Genomic DNA, 15,817 nt, shown 5'->3' on the forward strand with positions numbered 1-15,817 from the left:
ATCCGGGAAAGTCTGGGGGGTCAGCGCAGGAAGGCGGTCAGCGACAGGTTCTGCTCGCGGACGCCCTGCACGACGAGGTCCGCCATCTTGGTCGCGCCGTACATGGAGAAGTGCGTGTTGTCGCCGGTTTCCCTGGTGAGGTACAGCGGCTGGGACGCCGTCGGGCCGAGCGATTCCACCAGTGCCTTGCTCTTCGCCGTCAGGTCGATCACCGGGACGTTCGCGCTCCGGCCGAGCGAGCGCATCACCGCGGGCAGATCCACACCGAGACCGTTGACGTGCTGGGCGGTTCGGGTCAGCGTGCTCCCACTGAACTGCCGCCGTACCGGTGGCGTCACCAGGACCGGTAAGCCACCACGCTCGCGGACACCGTTGATCATCCGGCTGAGGTTGTCGCGGAACGCGGTCGACGTGGTGTTCTTGTCGTTGTGCCCGAACTGGATGAACACCAGGTCCTTGCTCTTGATCAGCGGCTTGACCGTCGGGAACAGCGCCCGGTTGTTCAAGAAGCTGCCGGAGCTCTCGCCGGAGTCCCCGTAGTTCGCGATCACCGCGCCGCTGCCCACTCGGAGGGGGAACGCCTGCCCCCAGCCCGCGTAGGGCGAGGTGAACTGGTCGCAGGTGGTCGAGTCACCCGCCAGGTACACCACCAACGGAGCACTTGCCGGCGCCACGGTCACCGAGCGGACCTGCGGCGCGCTCCCGCCGAAGGTGATGCTCAGGCCTGACGTACCGGTTCCTCCCTGACCCGTGGGCTGTCCTTCTGGGACGCGGACGTTGACCGTCGCGGAGGTTTGAACGATCTGACCCGCGGTCGTCGAGACGGCGGAGAGGATCTGCCGGCGGGCTTCCACCGACATGGACGTATTGGCTGCCCTGTCAGGGCTGCCGAGCTCGACGGTGACCTGATAGTTGCCTGGGGCCACATTGAACTGACACTTGATCGGCGAGGTGCCGGAACACTGCGGAGGCAACGCCTGTACTGCGGCGGCGCTCGAGGTCGGCACCAGTCCGGCCGCGGCCACCACCAGGGTGAGCGCGAGTGCGGATCCGGTCTGCCGACGGTGCTTACTGGGCTTCTTCAGGGGGTTGCGGTCACTGCTCGTCATGGGCGGTACCTCTTCCTGGCCGGGGCGGCCGCCAACGCCCCACGGCGAGCTCGTCGCGGGGTCGGCGGGTCCGAAGAAGGAGCGGGGGCGGGTCGGGTGAACTTGAGACGATTCAATGGCTGTGCACGTGCACACATCTTTGAACATCGAGTTCACGTTGATGAAAGCGCATGTTTACAGAACTTGGCAAGACCTCGTGGCCGAGAATCTGTGAACGTGCACAGCATTCAAGCCGACACAGACGGCTGGCCGGGCTGGTGCCGAACAGTAATTGCCCGGACACCCGACGGCGTTCTTCGCGGCCGGGTTGTCAAGAACTGTCAAGTCGATGCTGCCCGCGCCTCACCGGTCGGCGTACAGGTCCCTGCCACGGGTTGCCAGCCGGGTGCGCAACCGGTCCAGTTCGCGGTCGATGAGGGTGCTGCCGGCGGCCTCTGCGTCCGCAAGTACCGGACGGGCGACGGCGACGGCCGCGTCGATGGCGCCACCACAGGCGTGGCTGTCGGCCAGGCGCAGCGTCAGAAGCACACGACTCAAGGGCATTCGGGCCGGCATGGTCGTCAGCGCCGACTCGGCAAAGGTCACCGCCCGGCAGGCGATCGCAGCGTCTCCGGTCCGCTCGGTCAGATCCCGTAGGGCACCGGCGAGGTGGGAGGCGATGAAGGTCGCCCCCTCGGCGTCGAACAGCCAAGGCGCCTCGATGCGGTCCAGGTCGCCGAGCCGGTCCGCGCCGCGCTGTGCCTCGGTCGACAGGCGGGCGACCTCACGCCAGTCGCCGAGCTGCGCATGCCCACGCATCTCGTCCAGCCGAGCCTGTACGCCGATCCACCGGCGCCCGTTGTCCACCGATCCCGCTGCCTGGGCGTACCCCACCGCGGTCGCGCCGTCGCCCTCCAACAGGGCAAGCGCACTCATACTGCTGAGCGCGACGCAGGCCGTCGCGTGATCACGAGCTGCCGACGCCCATTCCACACTTCGGTGCAACCACGCCATCCCGATCCCCTGCTGAGCTCGTTTGACCCGCAGCCAGGCGGCGAGATCGGCGTACTGGGCGGCGAGCCGGAGCAGCGCGACAGTGATCGGCTCGGGTGCCTTGGGGAGCAGACCGGTGATGGCTCCGAGCGTTTGCTCCACAGGTCCGAGGAGATCACCACCTCGCCCTTCCACATCCGCTTCGATGAAGGAGACCAGGAGCGCGGCCAGGCCGTGCACGGTCTCGGTCCCCGCCGTCCGCACCTCCTCGCCGATCAACCCATCCAGGCCGTCAGCAGGAGTGGACGCAGTACAGCCGTCCATGCCGTGCAACGGGCACGTGATGCCGAACGTCGGCAGACGGAAGATCCGGGCCGGCTGCGGGCGCACCGCGCGGAAGGCGACTGACGGCCGAGGTGGCGGTACCCGGACCGAACCGTCCGCGAAGCCCTTGTCGCTGTCCTTGTGCCGGCGTGCCCTGGCATTCGTGGCCAGGGCGATCAGCGAACCACCCGCGTCCAGGAGCTCGTCAGCGCCACCCGCGAACGTGATCCGGGGGACCCGGGCACCGCTCTCGAGCTTGGAGACATAGGTGTGGCTGTACCCGAGACGAGTGGCCAGCTGCACTTGCGTGAGCCCCGCCTGCTCCCTCAGCCGACGGAGCTCACGCCCGAACCGGTCATCCTCCGTCTCGCCCATGGTCAGGCCGAGGCACGGACGATCAGTTCGGTGGGGAGGATGACGGTGGCAGTGCCTTCGCCGTTGATCTGGGCCAGCAGCAGACGCACCATGGTGTCGCTGATCCGGGCCCACGGCTGGCGGATCGTGGTGAGTTGCGGGTCGGCGGTGACCGCGAGCGGCGCATCGTCGAAACCGCCGACGGCGATGTCGTCGGGGACTCGCCGGCCGGCCCGCTTGATCGCGATCAGGGCACCGTCGGCCATCAGGTCCGAGGCGACGAAGACGGCGTCCAGATCCGGTACGCGGGTGAGGAGTTCCTGCATCCGCGCCTCGCCGCTCGCCCGGGTGTAGTCGCCGCTGGCCACCAGCCGCTTGTCGTAGCGCACGCCGTGCTCCGCGAGCATCTCGCGATAGCCGAGCAGCCGCTCCAGCCCGCCGGGGGTGTCCTGCGGACCGGCGATGGTCGCGATCCGGCGCCGGCCGGACTCGATCAGGTACCGCACCATGGTCCGGGCGCCTTCCCGGTCGTCGGCCGCGACGTACGAGACGGCGCCGTGCCGGCCGAGCGGTTTGCCGCAGCAGACGAACGGCAGGTCGGCCCGCTGGAGCTGCTCGATCATGGGATTCCCGCGATGCGAGGAGAAGAGCAGTACGCCGTCGACGGGGTGCGCCGAGAGGTACGGAGTGATGCGCCGACGCTCCGCCTCGGTACCGGCCGTCATCACCACGAGTGGGATGTCGTGGCTGGCCAGGGCCGTGGTGCAGCCGCGCAGCAAGGTAGTGATGTTCGGGTCCTCGAAGAACACGTCCTGCGTCTCCGACAGCAGGAACGCGATCGAGCCGGCCCGCTGCGTCACCAGGCTCCGCGCGGCCCGGTTCACCACGTAGTTCAGTTTGCGGATCGCCGCGTTGACCGCCTCCTGAGAGGCCGGGCTGACGTTGTGCCCGCCTTGCAGAACGCGCGAGACGGTACCGCGGGAGACCCCGGCCTGCGCGGCGACGTCATGAATGGTGGGTGGGCGTTTGGATCGAACTCGCCCGCTCCGGCCTGACACAGTGTCCGTCATCGGTCCTCATCTGCAGCGGTCGTGATCGTGACCTTACCTCCCAGTGCCTGCCTGCGGAGTCGTCACTCGATCTGATTGTGACCCAACTGTGCACGTTCACAAAAGTGGCCGGCCACGCCAGGCTGTCAGTTCGGCCGGCACCGAAGCGACGGCGTCGTACCGTCGTCACCGTGCTTACCGATCCGCAGTACCTAGTTCCGTCGCCGCCACCCGCACCCAGTGGCATTGCGTGGCTCCGAGGCTCCGTGGCGCGATTCAGCAATGGATCAACGCATCAGCGCCGGCGTGCGCTCGCCGTGGCCGACCTGGCCGCGGTCGACCCGGATTCCCTGCGAGCCTTGGCCTTTCGCCGCCGTACCGGTCCGGTCGAGGTGCTGGCCGAAGCGCTCGGGATGCCCATTGCTGTCGCCGAAGATATCGCCGTGATCGCGAAGTCCTATCAGCCTCACACCACGATCACCGCGGCGGCGGATGAGGCCGTCGACCGCCTTGTCCGGACCCTCGGCGGGTACGACGAGAGGACCGCCAACCGAATCGCCCTGCTGGTCCAGGCGTGTGACGCGACCGCCACCCTGGTCGCCAACACCCTCGCAGGCCTCGCCGGCCCGCCAGTGCCGAAGACCCGGCGGGTGGCCCCGGACGGCACGACCGTCGAGGTCGACCTGACCGATACGCCGTTCGGCGCCGGCCCGCACGCCTGCCCGGGGCGACTCCACGCACTGGCTCTCGCTGACGGACTGGTCCAAGCAGCGCGGGCGGGCTGACGTTTCGCCTTGTGCATCTGCACTTGCGGATGCCTCGAAAGTTGCCCTAGGCATCGGTATCGGGAGTGCGGCCCGCCGTACGGGCTGGCGGTGAGGTGAAAGCTGGCGCACTCTGGAGAGGTGGACCTGGATGCTGTGGCCGTGGAGTTGTACGGATTGACCCCGGACGAGTTCACCGCTGCCCGCAACCACCTGGCCAAGACCGTCGGCGGCTCGACCGGCATCGCGATCAAGGCTCTCCGCAGACCGACCCTAGCCGCCTGGCTGGCCAACCTGCTCGTGCGGACCGACCCAGAGGGGATCAACTCCCTCACCGAACTAGGAGAACAACTCCGTACTGCGCACCTGTCGGCCGACGGCACCCGGCTACGCACCCTCACCCCGAAGCGGCACCAGTTGGTCAAGTCGCTGGTGGCCACCGCTCGGGCCGAAGCCCAACAGCTCGGCCGACCGCCGACGCAGGCTGTCATGGACCGGCTCACCGAGACCCTCGACGCGGCACTAATCGATCCCGGTGCGGCCCAACTGCTTCGCAGCGGCCAGCTCACCAGCGCACTTCAGCACGTCGGGTTCGGCGTGGTCGACGAAACCGGCTCCCCCGCCAAACTCGCGCCGCTGAAACCACGGGCGGTTCGTAGTACGCCGGCGAAGAAGACAGCCCCGAAGCGCCGAGAGGCTGGCCCCGATCCTGCCTTGCAGCGTCGGCGAGCGGAGCTGCAGGCACGCGCGAAGCAGGTCGACGCCGAATATCGCGAAGCCGAGAAACAACGCGTCGCGGCCGAGTCCCTGCTCGACGCCCACCAGCACCAGCTCCAAGACCTGCACGCCGCCATCGAGCGCCTCACCGAAGAACTCGACCATGCCCGCCAGCAACTCAAGACCACCCAACGCGAAACCGCCCGCCTAGAACGAGCCCTCGACCGCGCCACCCGAGCCGCAGACCTGGCCAAACGCCGCCGCGACAGCCATCAACAACGGCTCACCAACCTCGCTACCTAACCCGGCTGGGCTCAGCTGGAGGTGCGCGACCGCTTCCACCGGTCAACCAGCCGGTCGAGTACGCCGTAGCCGGCCAGGCCGTACATTCCGATCGCCAGCAGGAACGCGCCCACCGCGATCCCGATATTCACCGGCCGCAGCAAGAGCCCGGCGACGGTGGAGCCCACGCCGATCCCGGCGAACCATCCGACCGCACGACGACTCATCGGCTCGTAGACCATGCCGCCGATCCTATCGACCGTGCTCTTGGCCTCCAGTGGTTGCCCTTGACAAGAGAGTGGAGGCTAAACCGTTTTATGCGTGTTCACCCTCGGTTGCTAGATGATGGACCGAGCGTAGTCGAAGGCTTTCCCTTGATCGGGCCCGTGGCACCCCCTGGTTACCTTCCGTTCGCTTGCGATCATCCTGCGTCACCCCCAACGATTCCCTCACCGTGGCCTTGAGGCAGGCCACACAAGAGGAACCGGATGTGACCCATGCGAATTCTGTCCCCGCCCCACCGCCCCGGTCAGGTACGTCGATCTCTCGCAGGTGCAGCTCTCGTGCTCGGACTCGGTGCCGCCGCCCTGGCCCCGATTCAGACCGCGACCGGCGCTCCCGTCCCCGCCCCCAGCGACGGCGTGTACGACGTCCTCGGCAAGAGCTGGGGCGTGTCCCCGGCCGACGCCAAGGCGCGACTCGACGCCGAGCACAACAAGGCGTCGGCCCTCGAAGCCGCCAAGGCCGACACGGCGAACATCGACGGCGCATTCTTCAACGCGTCCCGTCAGCTGGTCGTCAACGTGCACTCGGCCAAGGCCGCCGAGGTCGCGCGTGAGCACGGCCTGACCCCGCGGACCGTTGCCCGCGGCGAGAAGGCGCTGGCGAAGCTGCAGACCCAGGTCCAGGCGCTGGCCGACAAGTCCGGCTCACTCCAGGTCCAGTCGATCGGCGCCGACCTGCCGACCGATCGGCTGCAGGTCGTCCTGCAGCCCGGCAAGCAGTCCGCGAAGACCGTTGCCCTGGTCAAGCAGTTGAAGACGATCCCGGGTGTCGACGTGAGCACCAACGACACCACGCTGGCGATGACCGCCGACGTGATCGGCGGCCAGATCATGGACCTGGTACCGGGCACGAACTGCTCGCTCGGCTTCCCCGGCACCACCAGCAGCGGCAACAACGTGATGCTCAGCGCCGGCCACTGCGTCGAGGGCAACCCCGACGTACTGAACCGCTCCGGAACGCACCTGGGCAAGGGCATCGCCAGCCGTTTCCGGACCGGCTCGCCGAGCGTCGACATGGGCCTGATGGACATCGACTCCGAGGACGTCGGCCGCGGCTACATCGACAACCGCAACGGCCAGACCACCCGCGTCACCGGCTCGTCCAAGGCTCCGGTCGGTACGACGATCTGCAAGGCCGGCAACACGACGGGCTGGACCTGCGGCACCATCACGCAGTACAACCTGACCGTCAACTACGGCGGTTCCGGCGGTAGCGTCACCCAGACCTCCGGCCTCGCGCGTTCCACCGTCTGCACCGAGGGCGGCGACTCGGGCGGCGCCTACATTTCCGGCACCATCGCCCAGGGCATGACCTCAGGCGGTCCGAGCGACGGCCACGACTGCGGCTGGAACCAGGGCAGCAACGCCACCGGCTCGTACTCCTTCTACCAGCCAGTCGTCGACGCCGCCTCGTACTACGGCGTCACCCTGACCCGCAGCTGACCTCCACCCCTCCCCCCAACCAGTGGCCCCTCCCCTCCGAGGGGCCACTGGCATCACCCATGCGCCCCCCACAGTCCCGCTAGCGGTCCGAACCACCGAAAACTCGAGGTTTGACGGCGCGGTTGGCGGGCAACCGAGGGGCCGGCGACCAGGGAGGCCGCGGAGGGAGCTGCCATGGGTGACTCGCTGACCTTCGTCAGTAATGCGACAACCCTGCTCCGGATCGGGTCCTTCACCGTGCTGACTTGCCCTGAGGCAAGCGACGGGTGATGGCCGGTAGCAACGTTTTAGGCAAGGGGTACAGGGGCGCGTGGAAGCAGCGAACGAGTGGACCAGCGGCACGGGAGGCCTGCGGGACAAGGCCCAGCGCCGGTGGCAAGGATATGCGGACAAGGCTTCGGAGTCCCCGGAACTGCCGCGGTACGCGACAGCGATCACAGCGTTCGCCGGGTACTGCGGCGCCGTTGCGGCCGTCGCAGTACTGACCGGCCGTCGTCCTCCGGCTCAACTCAGCCCGCTCGACCTGGTGATCGGCGCCGGCGCGGTATTCCGTGGCAGCCGGCTGATCTCGAAGAACTCGGTGACGAGCCCGCTCCGGGCACCGTTCACGGAGTACGTCGAACCGGGTGCACCGGCCGAGGTCAACGAGAAGCCGCGCGGGAACGGCGTACAGGGGCTGGTCGGGGAACTCGTGACCTGTCCGTTCTGCGTATCGGTCTGGGCCGCCGCAACCTACTTGGCTGGGTTGACGCTCCTCCCCCGGGCCACCCGGCTGGCGGCGGGCGGGCTGACCTCACTGGCGGCCGCAGATTTCCTGCACCTGGCGTACACCTCGCTGGACCAAGCGACAAAACGCGAGGAATAGCCTGCATGGATGGCCGCCGGCGAGGGTACCTGCAGCACAGCTTTATGGTCGGAGGTGGCTGATGACAGCTGGCAGTGGCGGGCCCGCGGTTCTCCCCATCCTTTCGCGGGGCCGGCATCGGCATCCGGGGAAAGGCGCATGCTTCATGGAGTATGCGTCCCTGCTGGCCGGTACGGCGTGGTCGGATCAGCCGGACTGCACCCATCCGTTGTTGGCGTTGGTCGCCCGTGAGGTGAACGACGAGACCTCCGACGCCGGTCGCGTCGAGCTCGCCCCGTTGATCCCGTCGGTCATCGGTCTCACGCCGAGCGATCGGCGAGTGTTCCCGGCGGTGGTGGCGCGTTGTGTCCCGTTGGTCGTTCCCGTCGTGTCGGCGCAATTCCGGTCGACTTTGACCGCGGCGGCCGAGACCGCGAACCGCATCCTGACGGAGTACGAGCGGATGCCGGCGGGCTATGAGCGAGTTGCCGCACTCGCGGTAGCCGGCGCTATCCGAGCCGTCACCGACTTCCGCGCGCCGGACGCCGACGCGCTGCTGCGGCAGGTTCTCATCGACGCCGTCGACGAATGCCGCGCGTGGATGCCAAGTGTTCCCCAGGGAGCCGGAAACGACGCACTGGTGAAGCTCTGACCTGCAAAGGTTGGGGTCATGAGACACGTCTACCTCGTCACGCATGCCGAGGCGCAGCATCACGTCGACGGCGTGGTCGGAGGCTGGTACGACTCGGAGCTGACGGCCCGCGGACATCTGCAGGCCGGGAGGATCGCCGAGGTGCTGGCGAACAGGATCGGACGCCGGGCGGTCGAGGTCCACTCCTCCGATCTGCGGCGGGCCAGCCAGACGGCTGAATGCATCGCCCGGAGGTTTGCCGTCGAAGTACAGACGGATGCGCGGCTTCGCGAGAGGTCTAATGGCGAGGCTGACGGTCGACCCCAAGCGTGGCTCGCTGAGCGTCGGGTGCCGCTTCCGGAGTACGGGGATCGCCTTGGACATCACGATGGACCGGCCGGCGCGGAGACACGTCTGGCGCTGGTCGAACGCCTCTACCCGGCCTTCGACGACATCCTCGCCCGACCGGTCGATCACCAGATCGTGGTGTCGCACGGCTCCGCGTCGAGCTACCTGATCGCCGCCTGGATCGGCATGCCGATGATGTCGACCGACCGGGTGTTCTTCCCGCTGGCTTCGGGCAGTATCACCACCCTTCTCCGCAACGACACGCACCACAGCCATCAGGTCGTGGCGCTCAATGAGACCCAGCACCTCGCTGAGCTGTAGTTGCTTTATCCCGTTCGGTGGGTGGGGAAGATGGGGAGTGGGAGGTGGGGCGGGTGTGGATGGTTTGGGATTTGCTGGATGACATCCGGCGGGTGTGGTCGTCGCGGGCGACGTGGGTGTGGGTGGGTGACATCGCGCAGTGGCTGTGTGCTGTGGGTGCCGCCTGGTACTGGTGGTCTCGTGCAGTGACGTTTGAGTCGTTTGCTGTCGCCATGCTGGCCTGCGCTCTGTGTCAGGCAGGCGCGGTGGCAGCCGTCGTGTGGCCCGGGCGGGCTGCCGGCCAACCCGAACTGGTCGATCACCATCGCGGTGTCACCGTGGCGATCGTCTGTCTCACGCTGATCTTCGGTCTCTGTCTCGGCCTCCCGATCGCGGACAAGGTTCTCGATGAACCGGACCAACCGATGGCCGCGCTGTTCATGGCAGGAAACGCGCTCGTCCTGACCACATTCTTCGGCCTATGCGCCGCGACCGCGCTGTCCTCCCGCAGCTCGAACGGCAGCTCCGAGCAACTCCCAGAGGACTCAAGCTGGACCGACACCGCCGACACCGTCTCCCTCGACGACTGACCGCAGTAGTTTGCGGGACCGGCTGCTCCCGAATGGTTGAGAAGCGGTTGAGTCGGATGTGGCATTGTTTGGTGGGTGGTTACTCGGGTTGCTTCTGGTGGGCGGGTGGGGGCGGGGGTTCGGTTTTTGAGTGAGGTGGTGGCTTGGGTGGCGACGCCGTGGGCGTTGGCGTCGTACTCGGTACCGCTGGCGGTGGTGAGTGTTGTGGTGCTGATTGGGTTGCCGACTGTGTTTCAGACGCCTGGGGACAAGCCGCATGTGGTGGTGGCGGTGCCTGGGGTGGTGACCATCGGGTTGGTGGTGATGCAGTTGGTTGCTGCGGTTGTTGCGTCATGGTTTGCCTGGCCGACTGCTGTCGCCTGCGTGGTCAGCGTGTTGGCGGTTGCTTGTGTGGTGACCGAGCAGCCGCGGTGGCGTTGGCTGTTGAGATGAAGACGCGGGCACCCCGCGGGGCGGCGGGGTGCCGGGTGGGGTGATTCATGCGTCGCTGGGCTTGGGGGTGCGGAGGGTTACGGCGGCGAGGATTGCGCCGGTGGCGGCTATGACGGCGGCGCCCAAGAAGGCGGCTGAGTAGCCGTTGGTGAGGGTGGCGGTGTTGCCTAGTTGGTCGGCGCCGGCGGCGGCTGCTACCGCTGTCATGGCAGCTAGGCCGAGGGCTGAGCCGATCTGGTAACTGGTGTTGACGATGCCCGAGGCCAGGCCGCCTTCCTCGGGGCGTGCCGAGGAGAGGGCGATGCCGAGGCTGGGGATGAAGGCGAGCGACATGCCCGCCGCGGCGACCAGCGAGGCCGGGAGGACGTCGACCCAGAAGGATCCGGTGGAGCGAACCAAAGACAGCCCCGCCAACCCGGCGGTGAGCACCGACATGCCGGTGATCAGCGTCCGCCGCGGACCAAAGCGGGCGATGAAGCGCGGTGCGACGACGATCATGCCGAGCATGATGAAAGTTGTCATCGGCAACAATGCAGACCCGCTGGGGAAGGCACTCAGGCCGAGAACCTGCTGCAGATAGAGGTTCAGGAAGAACCACATCGGCACCCAGGCCGCGCCCAGCAGCAGCTGCGCGACGTTGGCCGCGGCGAGGTTCGGTGCGCGGAAGATCGCCAGCCGCATCAGGGGTTCGGAGCGCCGCGCCTGGACCACCACGAAGGCGATCAGCAACGCAACGGCAACCGCTCCGACCAGCAACGTTTCGCCGCTCACCCATCCCACTTCAGGCGCGCGGACGATCGCGTACACAGCAGCACCAATGCCACCTGTCGCCGTCAGCGCCCCAACGAGGTCGACACTGCCACGCCGGGCGGCGGCCGCCGGCATCAAGGAGGGAGTGGCCAGCAGGACGGCGACTGCGATCGGGATGTTCAGGTAGAAGACCCACGGCCAGCTCGCGTACTCGGTGATGACGCCACCGAGAAACACTCCAGCCGTGCCACCGGCCGGCGCGGCGGCGCCGTACAGGGCTAGGGCTTTGGTCAGCTCCTTCGGTTCGGAGCCGAACAGCATCATCAGCAGGGTGAGGGCGGAGGGGGCGATCAGGGCCGCCCCGACGCCCTGGACCGCCCGGCCGGCCAGCTCCAGGCCGACCCCGTTCGCCGCACCGGCGAGCACGGATCCGGCGAGCAGGACGAGCCAGCCGGCGGAGAAGATCCGGCGCGCCCCGAAGAGGTCGGACAGCCGCCCACCGAGGAGCAGCAGGCCACCGAAGGCGACCACGTAGGCGTTGAACACCCAGGACAGCGCCTGCGGAGTGAAGCCCAGGTCAGACCGTATCTCCGGCAGGGCGACTCCGATGATCGACGTGTCCATGATGACCATGAACTGGGCCGCGGCGATCAGCCCGAGCGCCCACCAGCGGCGAGACGTCGCCCGCGGGACGGCAGTTGCAGTACTCATGACAATTCATCCTCTCTGGTACCCCTAGGGGGTATTGGAACCGGAGAGGAACATAACACACCGCAGTACATACCGGAAGGGGGTATAGAAAACCCCGCCGCGTCAAGGAATACGCATACGGGGTATGGGTGGGCCGCCAGGGGCGCCCAGCAGGGGGCGCCCCGGTCGGCCTCAGCGCAGGGGTTGAACAGCAGTGCGCAGGTGGTGCAGGGCGTCGTTGTAGAGCTGCGGCCCCACGGAGACCCGAGCCACGCCGATGGCGCGGAGCTCGTCGAGTGAACCACCCTTCAGCGGGAAACCGGCGTTCACCGGGACGTCGACCGCTTCGATGATGGCTCGGAGGTCATCAAGGCCGGCGCCGGCGGGGAACACACAATCAACTCCGGCCGACCGGTACGCCGCCGCGCGGCTGATCGCGTCGGCAAGCTTCTGGTCATCCGCCAGCGGCGAAGTGGGGAAGAAGGAGTCGATCCGCGCATTGATGACCAGCGGCACCCCGGCACGGTCGGCAGCCGCACGCAACTGCGCAAGGTAGTCCGCGCGGACAGAGACGTCGATCAGCCCACCCCTGACGTGATCGGTGTCCTCGATGTTGAAGCCCGCCGCACCGATCCTGACCAGCACCTCGATCAGCTCGTCCGGCGCCAGCCCGTAACCGGCCTCGGCATCGACGCTGACCGGTACGTCGACCGACGCCGCGATGCGTTGGGCAACGAACATCATCTCCTCGAGCGGAGCACGCTCACCGTCGTCGTAGCCCAGCGCGGCGGCGATCGCATTGCTCGCGGTCGCCACCACCGGGAATCCTGCGTCCACGACGACGCGGGCACTACCCACATCCCAGGCGTTGGCCAGCACCAGCGGATCGCCCGGGACGTGGAGTGACCTCAGCAGCTTGGCGTGATCAGTCAACGAGAGCTCCGGCGGTGAGATTGGCGATCGTCCCGGTCATCGCACCCGAACGATCCGAGGCCAGGAACGCGGCCGTCTCCGCGATCTCCGAGAGCGTCGGCAGCCGCTTGAGCAGCGTGCCTTGCGCCAAGCCGCCTTCGAGGAACTCATCGACCGACTGCCCACCGGCCGCCGCCATCGGCTCGAACAGCTCCCCGGTGTAAGAACCAGCCGCCGGCGCATCGACAACAGCATGCGGACGAATGCCGATCACCCGAATGTTGCTAGGGGCAAGCTCTGCCGCCAGAACCCGCGAGAAGGCCTCCTTGCCTGCGGCACTCACACTGTGCCCCAGGATGCCGCCGATGGCCAGCTTGGACCCCGGCTCCGACAAGGTCAGGATCACACCAGGACGCGCCCGCCCCATGTGCGGCGCGACCGCCTTGCTGGTGATGAACAGCGTCCGCAGGAAGCCGTCGATCGGCCGCAGGAACTCCTCCAGCGAAAGGTCCGCCAGGAAGGTCCCCTGGTCGTGCATGACACTGACCGCATTGAGGGCGATGTCGATACTCCCGCCCGCCACCGCAACCTCGGCCGCGTGCTTCTCGACGGCTTGCTGATCGAAGACGTTGACCTGCGCGGTCTCGACCTTTCCACCCGCGGCCGCGATGTCCCGCGCCACGACGTCGAGTTTCGCCTGCGTCCGCCCGGCGATGAAGACCCGCGCGCCTTCCCGCGCGAAGACCCGGGCGATCGCGCCACCGATCGCTCCCCCACCGCCGTAGATCACGGCGTTCTTGTCACTGAGCAGCAATCCACTCATGAGTTCTCTCCAGACGTTCGGTCGGCCTGAAGCTGTTCGGCCAGACGCTTGATGCGGTTCAGTCGCGCATCCCAGCTCTTGCCGACCTCGTTCAGTTGCCGTACTGCGCGGGCGAGTTGCGCGTCGTCGACCTCGTACCGGCGCTCGCGTCCCATCGGGGTCGCGTGCACGAGTCCGGCGCGGTCGAGGACGCCGAGATGTTTGGTGACCGCCTGGCGCGAGATCGGGAGATGCTCGCTCAGGCTGGTCGGCGTACCGACGCCTTCGGTCAGCAGCAGGTCGAGCAGCCGCCGCCGGACCGGGTCGCCGATCGCAGACCAGAGGTCGTCGTCGATGGCAACGCTCATCGCGCCACCACGGTGGGCGCGTACTTCTGCAGCCGGGGCAGGAACATGTCCCAGCCCTGCTCGTGCTCGCGGAAGGCCTCCTCGAGCACAGCCGCCTCCCAGCCCTTCTCCCGCCAGCCCGTCTCGGTCAGCCGCAGAAGAGTCCCGCTGCCGGACGGCTCGAGCTCGAAAGTGACCAGCAGCGAGTTGTCCGGCGCCGGCACCTCACCAGCCGGAGCGACCCACTGGAACGAGAACTTGCGCGGCGGATCCACGTCCACCACCGTGATCGCCTCCACCACGGCCCGGTCGCCCCAGACCACTTCCCCGACCGATCCCGGCACGGGCTCGAACGAGGCGTCGTCGGGCCACCACAGCTTGATGTGCTCGGGACGGCTCACCACCTCGAAGACGATCTCCGGTACGGCCTCGATCCGGATCTCGCGTTCCAGCTTTCCGAACTCCACAGCAGACCTCCAATAAGCAACCATCGGTTGCACATGACTCTAACCGCCACCCGGAAGATCTGCAACCTTCAGTTGCGCAACGCGGCCGGCAGCTCGTCCCGGATCGCAACATTTGCGGGGTTTGGGGCATCTGGTGGAGGGGACGACAAACGTTGGGAGCTTTGGTGCTGGTTTCGCGGAGGTGGTCCTGTCTTGGCATGGTCGTCGCGGCGGTGATGCAGTTGTCGCTCACCCCGGCGGCAGCCGAGGGGCCGCTCAGTGGTTGGCGGGCTGTGTGGATGACGGCGATGCAGCAGCCGAACGTGAATCCCAACTGGTCCCAGGAAGGCTTCGCGGCCGAGTCGGTGCGGCAGGTCGTTCGGCTGTCCGCGGGCGGACCCAAACTCCGGATCAGGATCAGCAACCAGTACGGCGAACGCCCACTCCGATTGGCCGGCGCAACCGTGGCGAGAGCCACCCAAGGCGCGGCGGTTGAACCTGGGTCGGTCAGGCCGGTCCTGTTCGGCGGGGTCGAGGCGATCAGCGTTCCGGTCGGCAGCCAAGTCGCTAGCGACGCCGTCGCGCTTCCGACCGTGAGTGGCGGGACCCAGGTCGCGATCACGCTGTACTTCGCCGAGTCGACGGGGCCGGCCACCTTCCACGAGTACGGCGCGGTTGGGGCGTCGTACCGGGCGGCTGGCGACGCGCGAGCTGACACCAGCGGAGCGGCGTACGGGGAGGCTGGTGGTAGTTGGTACTTCCTGGCCGGGGTGGATGCGATCGGAGTGGGCGCGGGGTCGGTCGCTGCCTTTGGCGACTCGACCACCAACGGGTTTCGCACGACGCCAGGGCTGCGGTACCCCGATCTGTTGGCGGCTCGACTCGCCGCGGCTGGGCGACCGAGGCCGGTGCTCAACGCGGGTCTGGGTGGGGGGCGACTGCTGAATGACTCGAACTGTTTTGGGGAAAGCGGGCTCGGCCGGTTCGATCGCGACGTACTGGACCAGCCTGGGGTGAAGACCGCCGTCGTCTTGCTCGGGGTCAACGACATCGGCTATCCCGAGCTGCCTCCGGCGCCCTGTCTCACCCCGAACCCGGAGATCACTGCTGAGCAACTCATCGACGGCTACCGCGCCCTGATCCGGGATGCCCATGCTCGTGGGGTCCGCGTCGTCGGGGTGACCATTCCCCCGTTCGGCGGCGCGGAAGTCCATACCGAGCGAAGCGAACGGCTCCGGGAAGCGGTCAACACTTGGATTCGGACCGGGGGCGAGTTCGACGCGACCGTCGACTTCGCCACCGCTCTCGCCGGTCCGGCCCACCCGACTCGCCTGGCATCGCAGTACGACAGCGGCGACCACGTGCACCCGAACGAGGCCGGCTACCGCGCAATGGCCGAAGCCATCGACGTCACCGTCCTCTGAGGC

At 67.7% G+C, this 15,817-nt stretch carries 18 protein-coding genes; 9 read left to right on the forward strand and 9 right to left on the reverse strand.

Annotated features, from left to right (window positions below):
• Positions 1-20: 20 nt before the first annotated feature.
• The 3 genes from AB0F51_RS24415 to AB0F51_RS24425 form a co-directional block, all read right to left on the reverse strand.
• Positions 21-1,109: a rhamnogalacturonan acetylesterase gene (locus tag AB0F51_RS24415; protein WP_360283649.1), complete on the reverse strand. Its 1,089-nt coding sequence runs from the start codon at positions 1,107-1,109 to the stop codon at positions 21-23.
• A 342-nt stretch (positions 1,110-1,451) separates the two neighbouring features.
• The gene (locus AB0F51_RS24420; RefSeq protein ID WP_360283651.1) at positions 1,452-2,780 is read right to left on the reverse strand and encodes a helix-turn-helix transcriptional regulator; all 1,329 of its coding nucleotides are present in this window, start codon (positions 2,778-2,780) and stop codon (positions 1,452-1,454) included.
• 2 nt (positions 2,781-2,782) lie between these two features.
• Complete coding sequence (locus AB0F51_RS24425; RefSeq protein WP_360283653.1) at positions 2,783-3,829, reverse strand: LacI family DNA-binding transcriptional regulator; 1,047 nt, start codon at positions 3,827-3,829, stop codon at positions 2,783-2,785.
• Between the two features lie 245 nt (positions 3,830-4,074).
• On the opposite strand from AB0F51_RS24425, the gene AB0F51_RS24430 reads away from it, so the two are divergent.
• Both AB0F51_RS24430 and AB0F51_RS24435 read left to right on the forward strand, forming a co-directional pair.
• Complete coding sequence (locus AB0F51_RS24430; RefSeq protein WP_360283655.1) at positions 4,075-4,593, forward strand: hypothetical protein; 519 nt, start codon at positions 4,075-4,077, stop codon at positions 4,591-4,593.
• 120 nt (positions 4,594-4,713) lie between these two features.
• Positions 4,714-5,592: a hypothetical protein gene (locus AB0F51_RS24435; protein WP_360283657.1), complete on the forward strand. Its 879-nt coding sequence runs from the start codon at positions 4,714-4,716 to the stop codon at positions 5,590-5,592.
• 11 nt (positions 5,593-5,603) lie between these two features.
• Here the strand turns inward: AB0F51_RS24435 and AB0F51_RS24440 are convergent, their stop codons facing one another.
• Positions 5,604-5,813 (reverse strand): hypothetical protein, encoded by a 210-nt coding sequence (locus AB0F51_RS24440; protein ID WP_360283659.1) that lies wholly within the window; start codon positions 5,811-5,813, stop codon positions 5,604-5,606.
• 321 nt (positions 5,814-6,134) lie between these two features.
• Here AB0F51_RS24440 and AB0F51_RS24445 point away from each other — a divergent pair, with 321 nt between their 5' ends.
• The 6 genes from AB0F51_RS24445 to AB0F51_RS24470 all read left to right on the forward strand — a co-directional run bounded on the left by AB0F51_RS24445 (position 6,135) and on the right by AB0F51_RS24470 (position 10,443).
• Complete coding sequence (locus AB0F51_RS24445) at positions 6,135-7,298, forward strand: S1 family peptidase (RefSeq protein WP_360283661.1); 1,164 nt, start codon at positions 6,135-6,137, stop codon at positions 7,296-7,298.
• Positions 7,299-7,608: 310 nt separating this feature from the next.
• Complete coding sequence (locus tag AB0F51_RS24450; protein ID WP_360283663.1) at positions 7,609-8,163, forward strand: DUF1360 domain-containing protein; 555 nt, start codon at positions 7,609-7,611, stop codon at positions 8,161-8,163.
• A gap of 145 nt (positions 8,164-8,308) precedes the next feature.
• On the forward strand, positions 8,309-8,794 hold the full coding sequence (locus tag AB0F51_RS24455; RefSeq protein ID WP_360283665.1) for a hypothetical protein: 486 nt from the start codon (positions 8,309-8,311) through the stop codon (positions 8,792-8,794).
• 18 nt (positions 8,795-8,812) lie between these two features.
• A complete protein-coding gene (locus tag AB0F51_RS24460; protein WP_360283667.1) occupies positions 8,813-9,442 on the forward strand; it encodes a histidine phosphatase family protein in 630 nt (209 codons plus the stop codon).
• A 59-nt stretch (positions 9,443-9,501) separates the two neighbouring features.
• On the forward strand, positions 9,502-10,011 hold the full coding sequence (locus AB0F51_RS24465) for a hypothetical protein (protein ID WP_360283669.1): 510 nt from the start codon (positions 9,502-9,504) through the stop codon (positions 10,009-10,011).
• 126 nt (positions 10,012-10,137) lie between these two features.
• Positions 10,138-10,443 (forward strand): hypothetical protein, encoded by a 306-nt coding sequence (locus AB0F51_RS24470; protein WP_360283671.1) that lies wholly within the window; start codon positions 10,138-10,140, stop codon positions 10,441-10,443.
• 45 nt (positions 10,444-10,488) lie between these two features.
• Here the strand turns inward: AB0F51_RS24470 and AB0F51_RS24475 are convergent, their stop codons facing one another.
• From AB0F51_RS24475 to AB0F51_RS24495, 5 genes are all read right to left on the reverse strand, one after another.
• Entirely contained in the window at positions 10,489-11,904 is a 1,416-nt protein-coding gene (locus tag AB0F51_RS24475) for an MFS transporter (protein ID WP_360283673.1), read from the reverse strand.
• Positions 11,905-12,075: 171 nt separating this feature from the next.
• Positions 12,076-12,816, reverse strand: a complete 741-nt coding sequence (locus AB0F51_RS24480) for an isocitrate lyase/phosphoenolpyruvate mutase family protein (RefSeq protein WP_360283675.1) — start codon at positions 12,814-12,816, stop codon at positions 12,076-12,078.
• The gene (locus AB0F51_RS24485; RefSeq protein WP_360283677.1) at positions 12,809-13,618 is read right to left on the reverse strand and encodes an SDR family oxidoreductase; all 810 of its coding nucleotides are present in this window, start codon (positions 13,616-13,618) and stop codon (positions 12,809-12,811) included. The genes AB0F51_RS24480 and AB0F51_RS24485 overlap by 8 nt, the downstream gene beginning before the upstream one ends.
• The gene (locus AB0F51_RS24490; RefSeq protein ID WP_360283679.1) at positions 13,615-13,965 is read right to left on the reverse strand and encodes a helix-turn-helix domain-containing protein; all 351 of its coding nucleotides are present in this window, start codon (positions 13,963-13,965) and stop codon (positions 13,615-13,617) included. The genes AB0F51_RS24485 and AB0F51_RS24490 overlap by 4 nt, the downstream gene beginning before the upstream one ends.
• Entirely contained in the window at positions 13,962-14,411 is a 450-nt protein-coding gene (locus AB0F51_RS24495; protein ID WP_360283681.1) for an SRPBCC family protein, read from the reverse strand. Before AB0F51_RS24495 ends, AB0F51_RS24490 begins: the two co-directional genes overlap by 4 nt.
• 197 nt (positions 14,412-14,608) lie before the next feature.
• On the opposite strand from AB0F51_RS24495, the gene AB0F51_RS24500 reads away from it, so the two are divergent.
• Complete coding sequence (locus AB0F51_RS24500) at positions 14,609-15,814, forward strand: SGNH/GDSL hydrolase family protein (RefSeq protein ID WP_360283683.1); 1,206 nt, start codon at positions 14,609-14,611, stop codon at positions 15,812-15,814.
• Positions 15,815-15,817: the final 3 nt, after the last annotated feature.

Source organism: Kribbella sp. NPDC023855 (assembly GCF_040639475.1).
Classification (GTDB): domain Bacteria; phylum Actinomycetota; class Actinomycetes; order Propionibacteriales; family Kribbellaceae; genus Kribbella.

What these genes read in the sequence shown, in the direction of transcription:
- AB0F51_RS24415 (WP_360283649.1), bottom strand. Translation starts at nt 1,109, where the DNA reads ATGACGAGCAGTGACCGCAACCCCCTGAAGAAGCCCAGTAAGCACCGT.
- AB0F51_RS24420 (WP_360283651.1), bottom strand. Translation starts at nt 2,780, where the DNA reads ATGGGCGAGACGGAGGATGACCGGTTCGGGCGTGAGCTCCGTCGGCTG.
- AB0F51_RS24425 (WP_360283653.1), bottom strand. Translation starts at nt 3,829, where the DNA reads ATGACGGACACTGTGTCAGGCCGGAGCGGGCGAGTTCGATCCAAACGC.
- AB0F51_RS24440 (WP_360283659.1), bottom strand. Translation starts at nt 5,813, where the DNA reads ATGGTCTACGAGCCGATGAGTCGTCGTGCGGTCGGATGGTTCGCCGGG.
- AB0F51_RS24455 (WP_360283665.1), top strand. Translation starts at nt 8,309, where the DNA reads ATGGAGTATGCGTCCCTGCTGGCCGGTACGGCGTGGTCGGATCAGCCG.
- AB0F51_RS24460 (WP_360283667.1), top strand. Translation starts at nt 8,813, where the DNA reads ATGAGACACGTCTACCTCGTCACGCATGCCGAGGCGCAGCATCACGTC.
- AB0F51_RS24465 (WP_360283669.1), top strand. Translation starts at nt 9,502, where the DNA reads ATGGTTTGGGATTTGCTGGATGACATCCGGCGGGTGTGGTCGTCGCGG.
- AB0F51_RS24475 (WP_360283673.1), bottom strand. Translation starts at nt 11,904, where the DNA reads ATGAGTACTGCAACTGCCGTCCCGCGGGCGACGTCTCGCCGCTGGTGG.
- AB0F51_RS24485 (WP_360283677.1), bottom strand. Translation starts at nt 13,618, where the DNA reads ATGAGTGGATTGCTGCTCAGTGACAAGAACGCCGTGATCTACGGCGGT.
- AB0F51_RS24490 (WP_360283679.1), bottom strand. Translation starts at nt 13,965, where the DNA reads ATGAGCGTTGCCATCGACGACGACCTCTGGTCTGCGATCGGCGACCCG.
- AB0F51_RS24500 (WP_360283683.1), top strand. Translation starts at nt 14,609, where the DNA reads ATGGTCGTCGCGGCGGTGATGCAGTTGTCGCTCACCCCGGCGGCAGCC.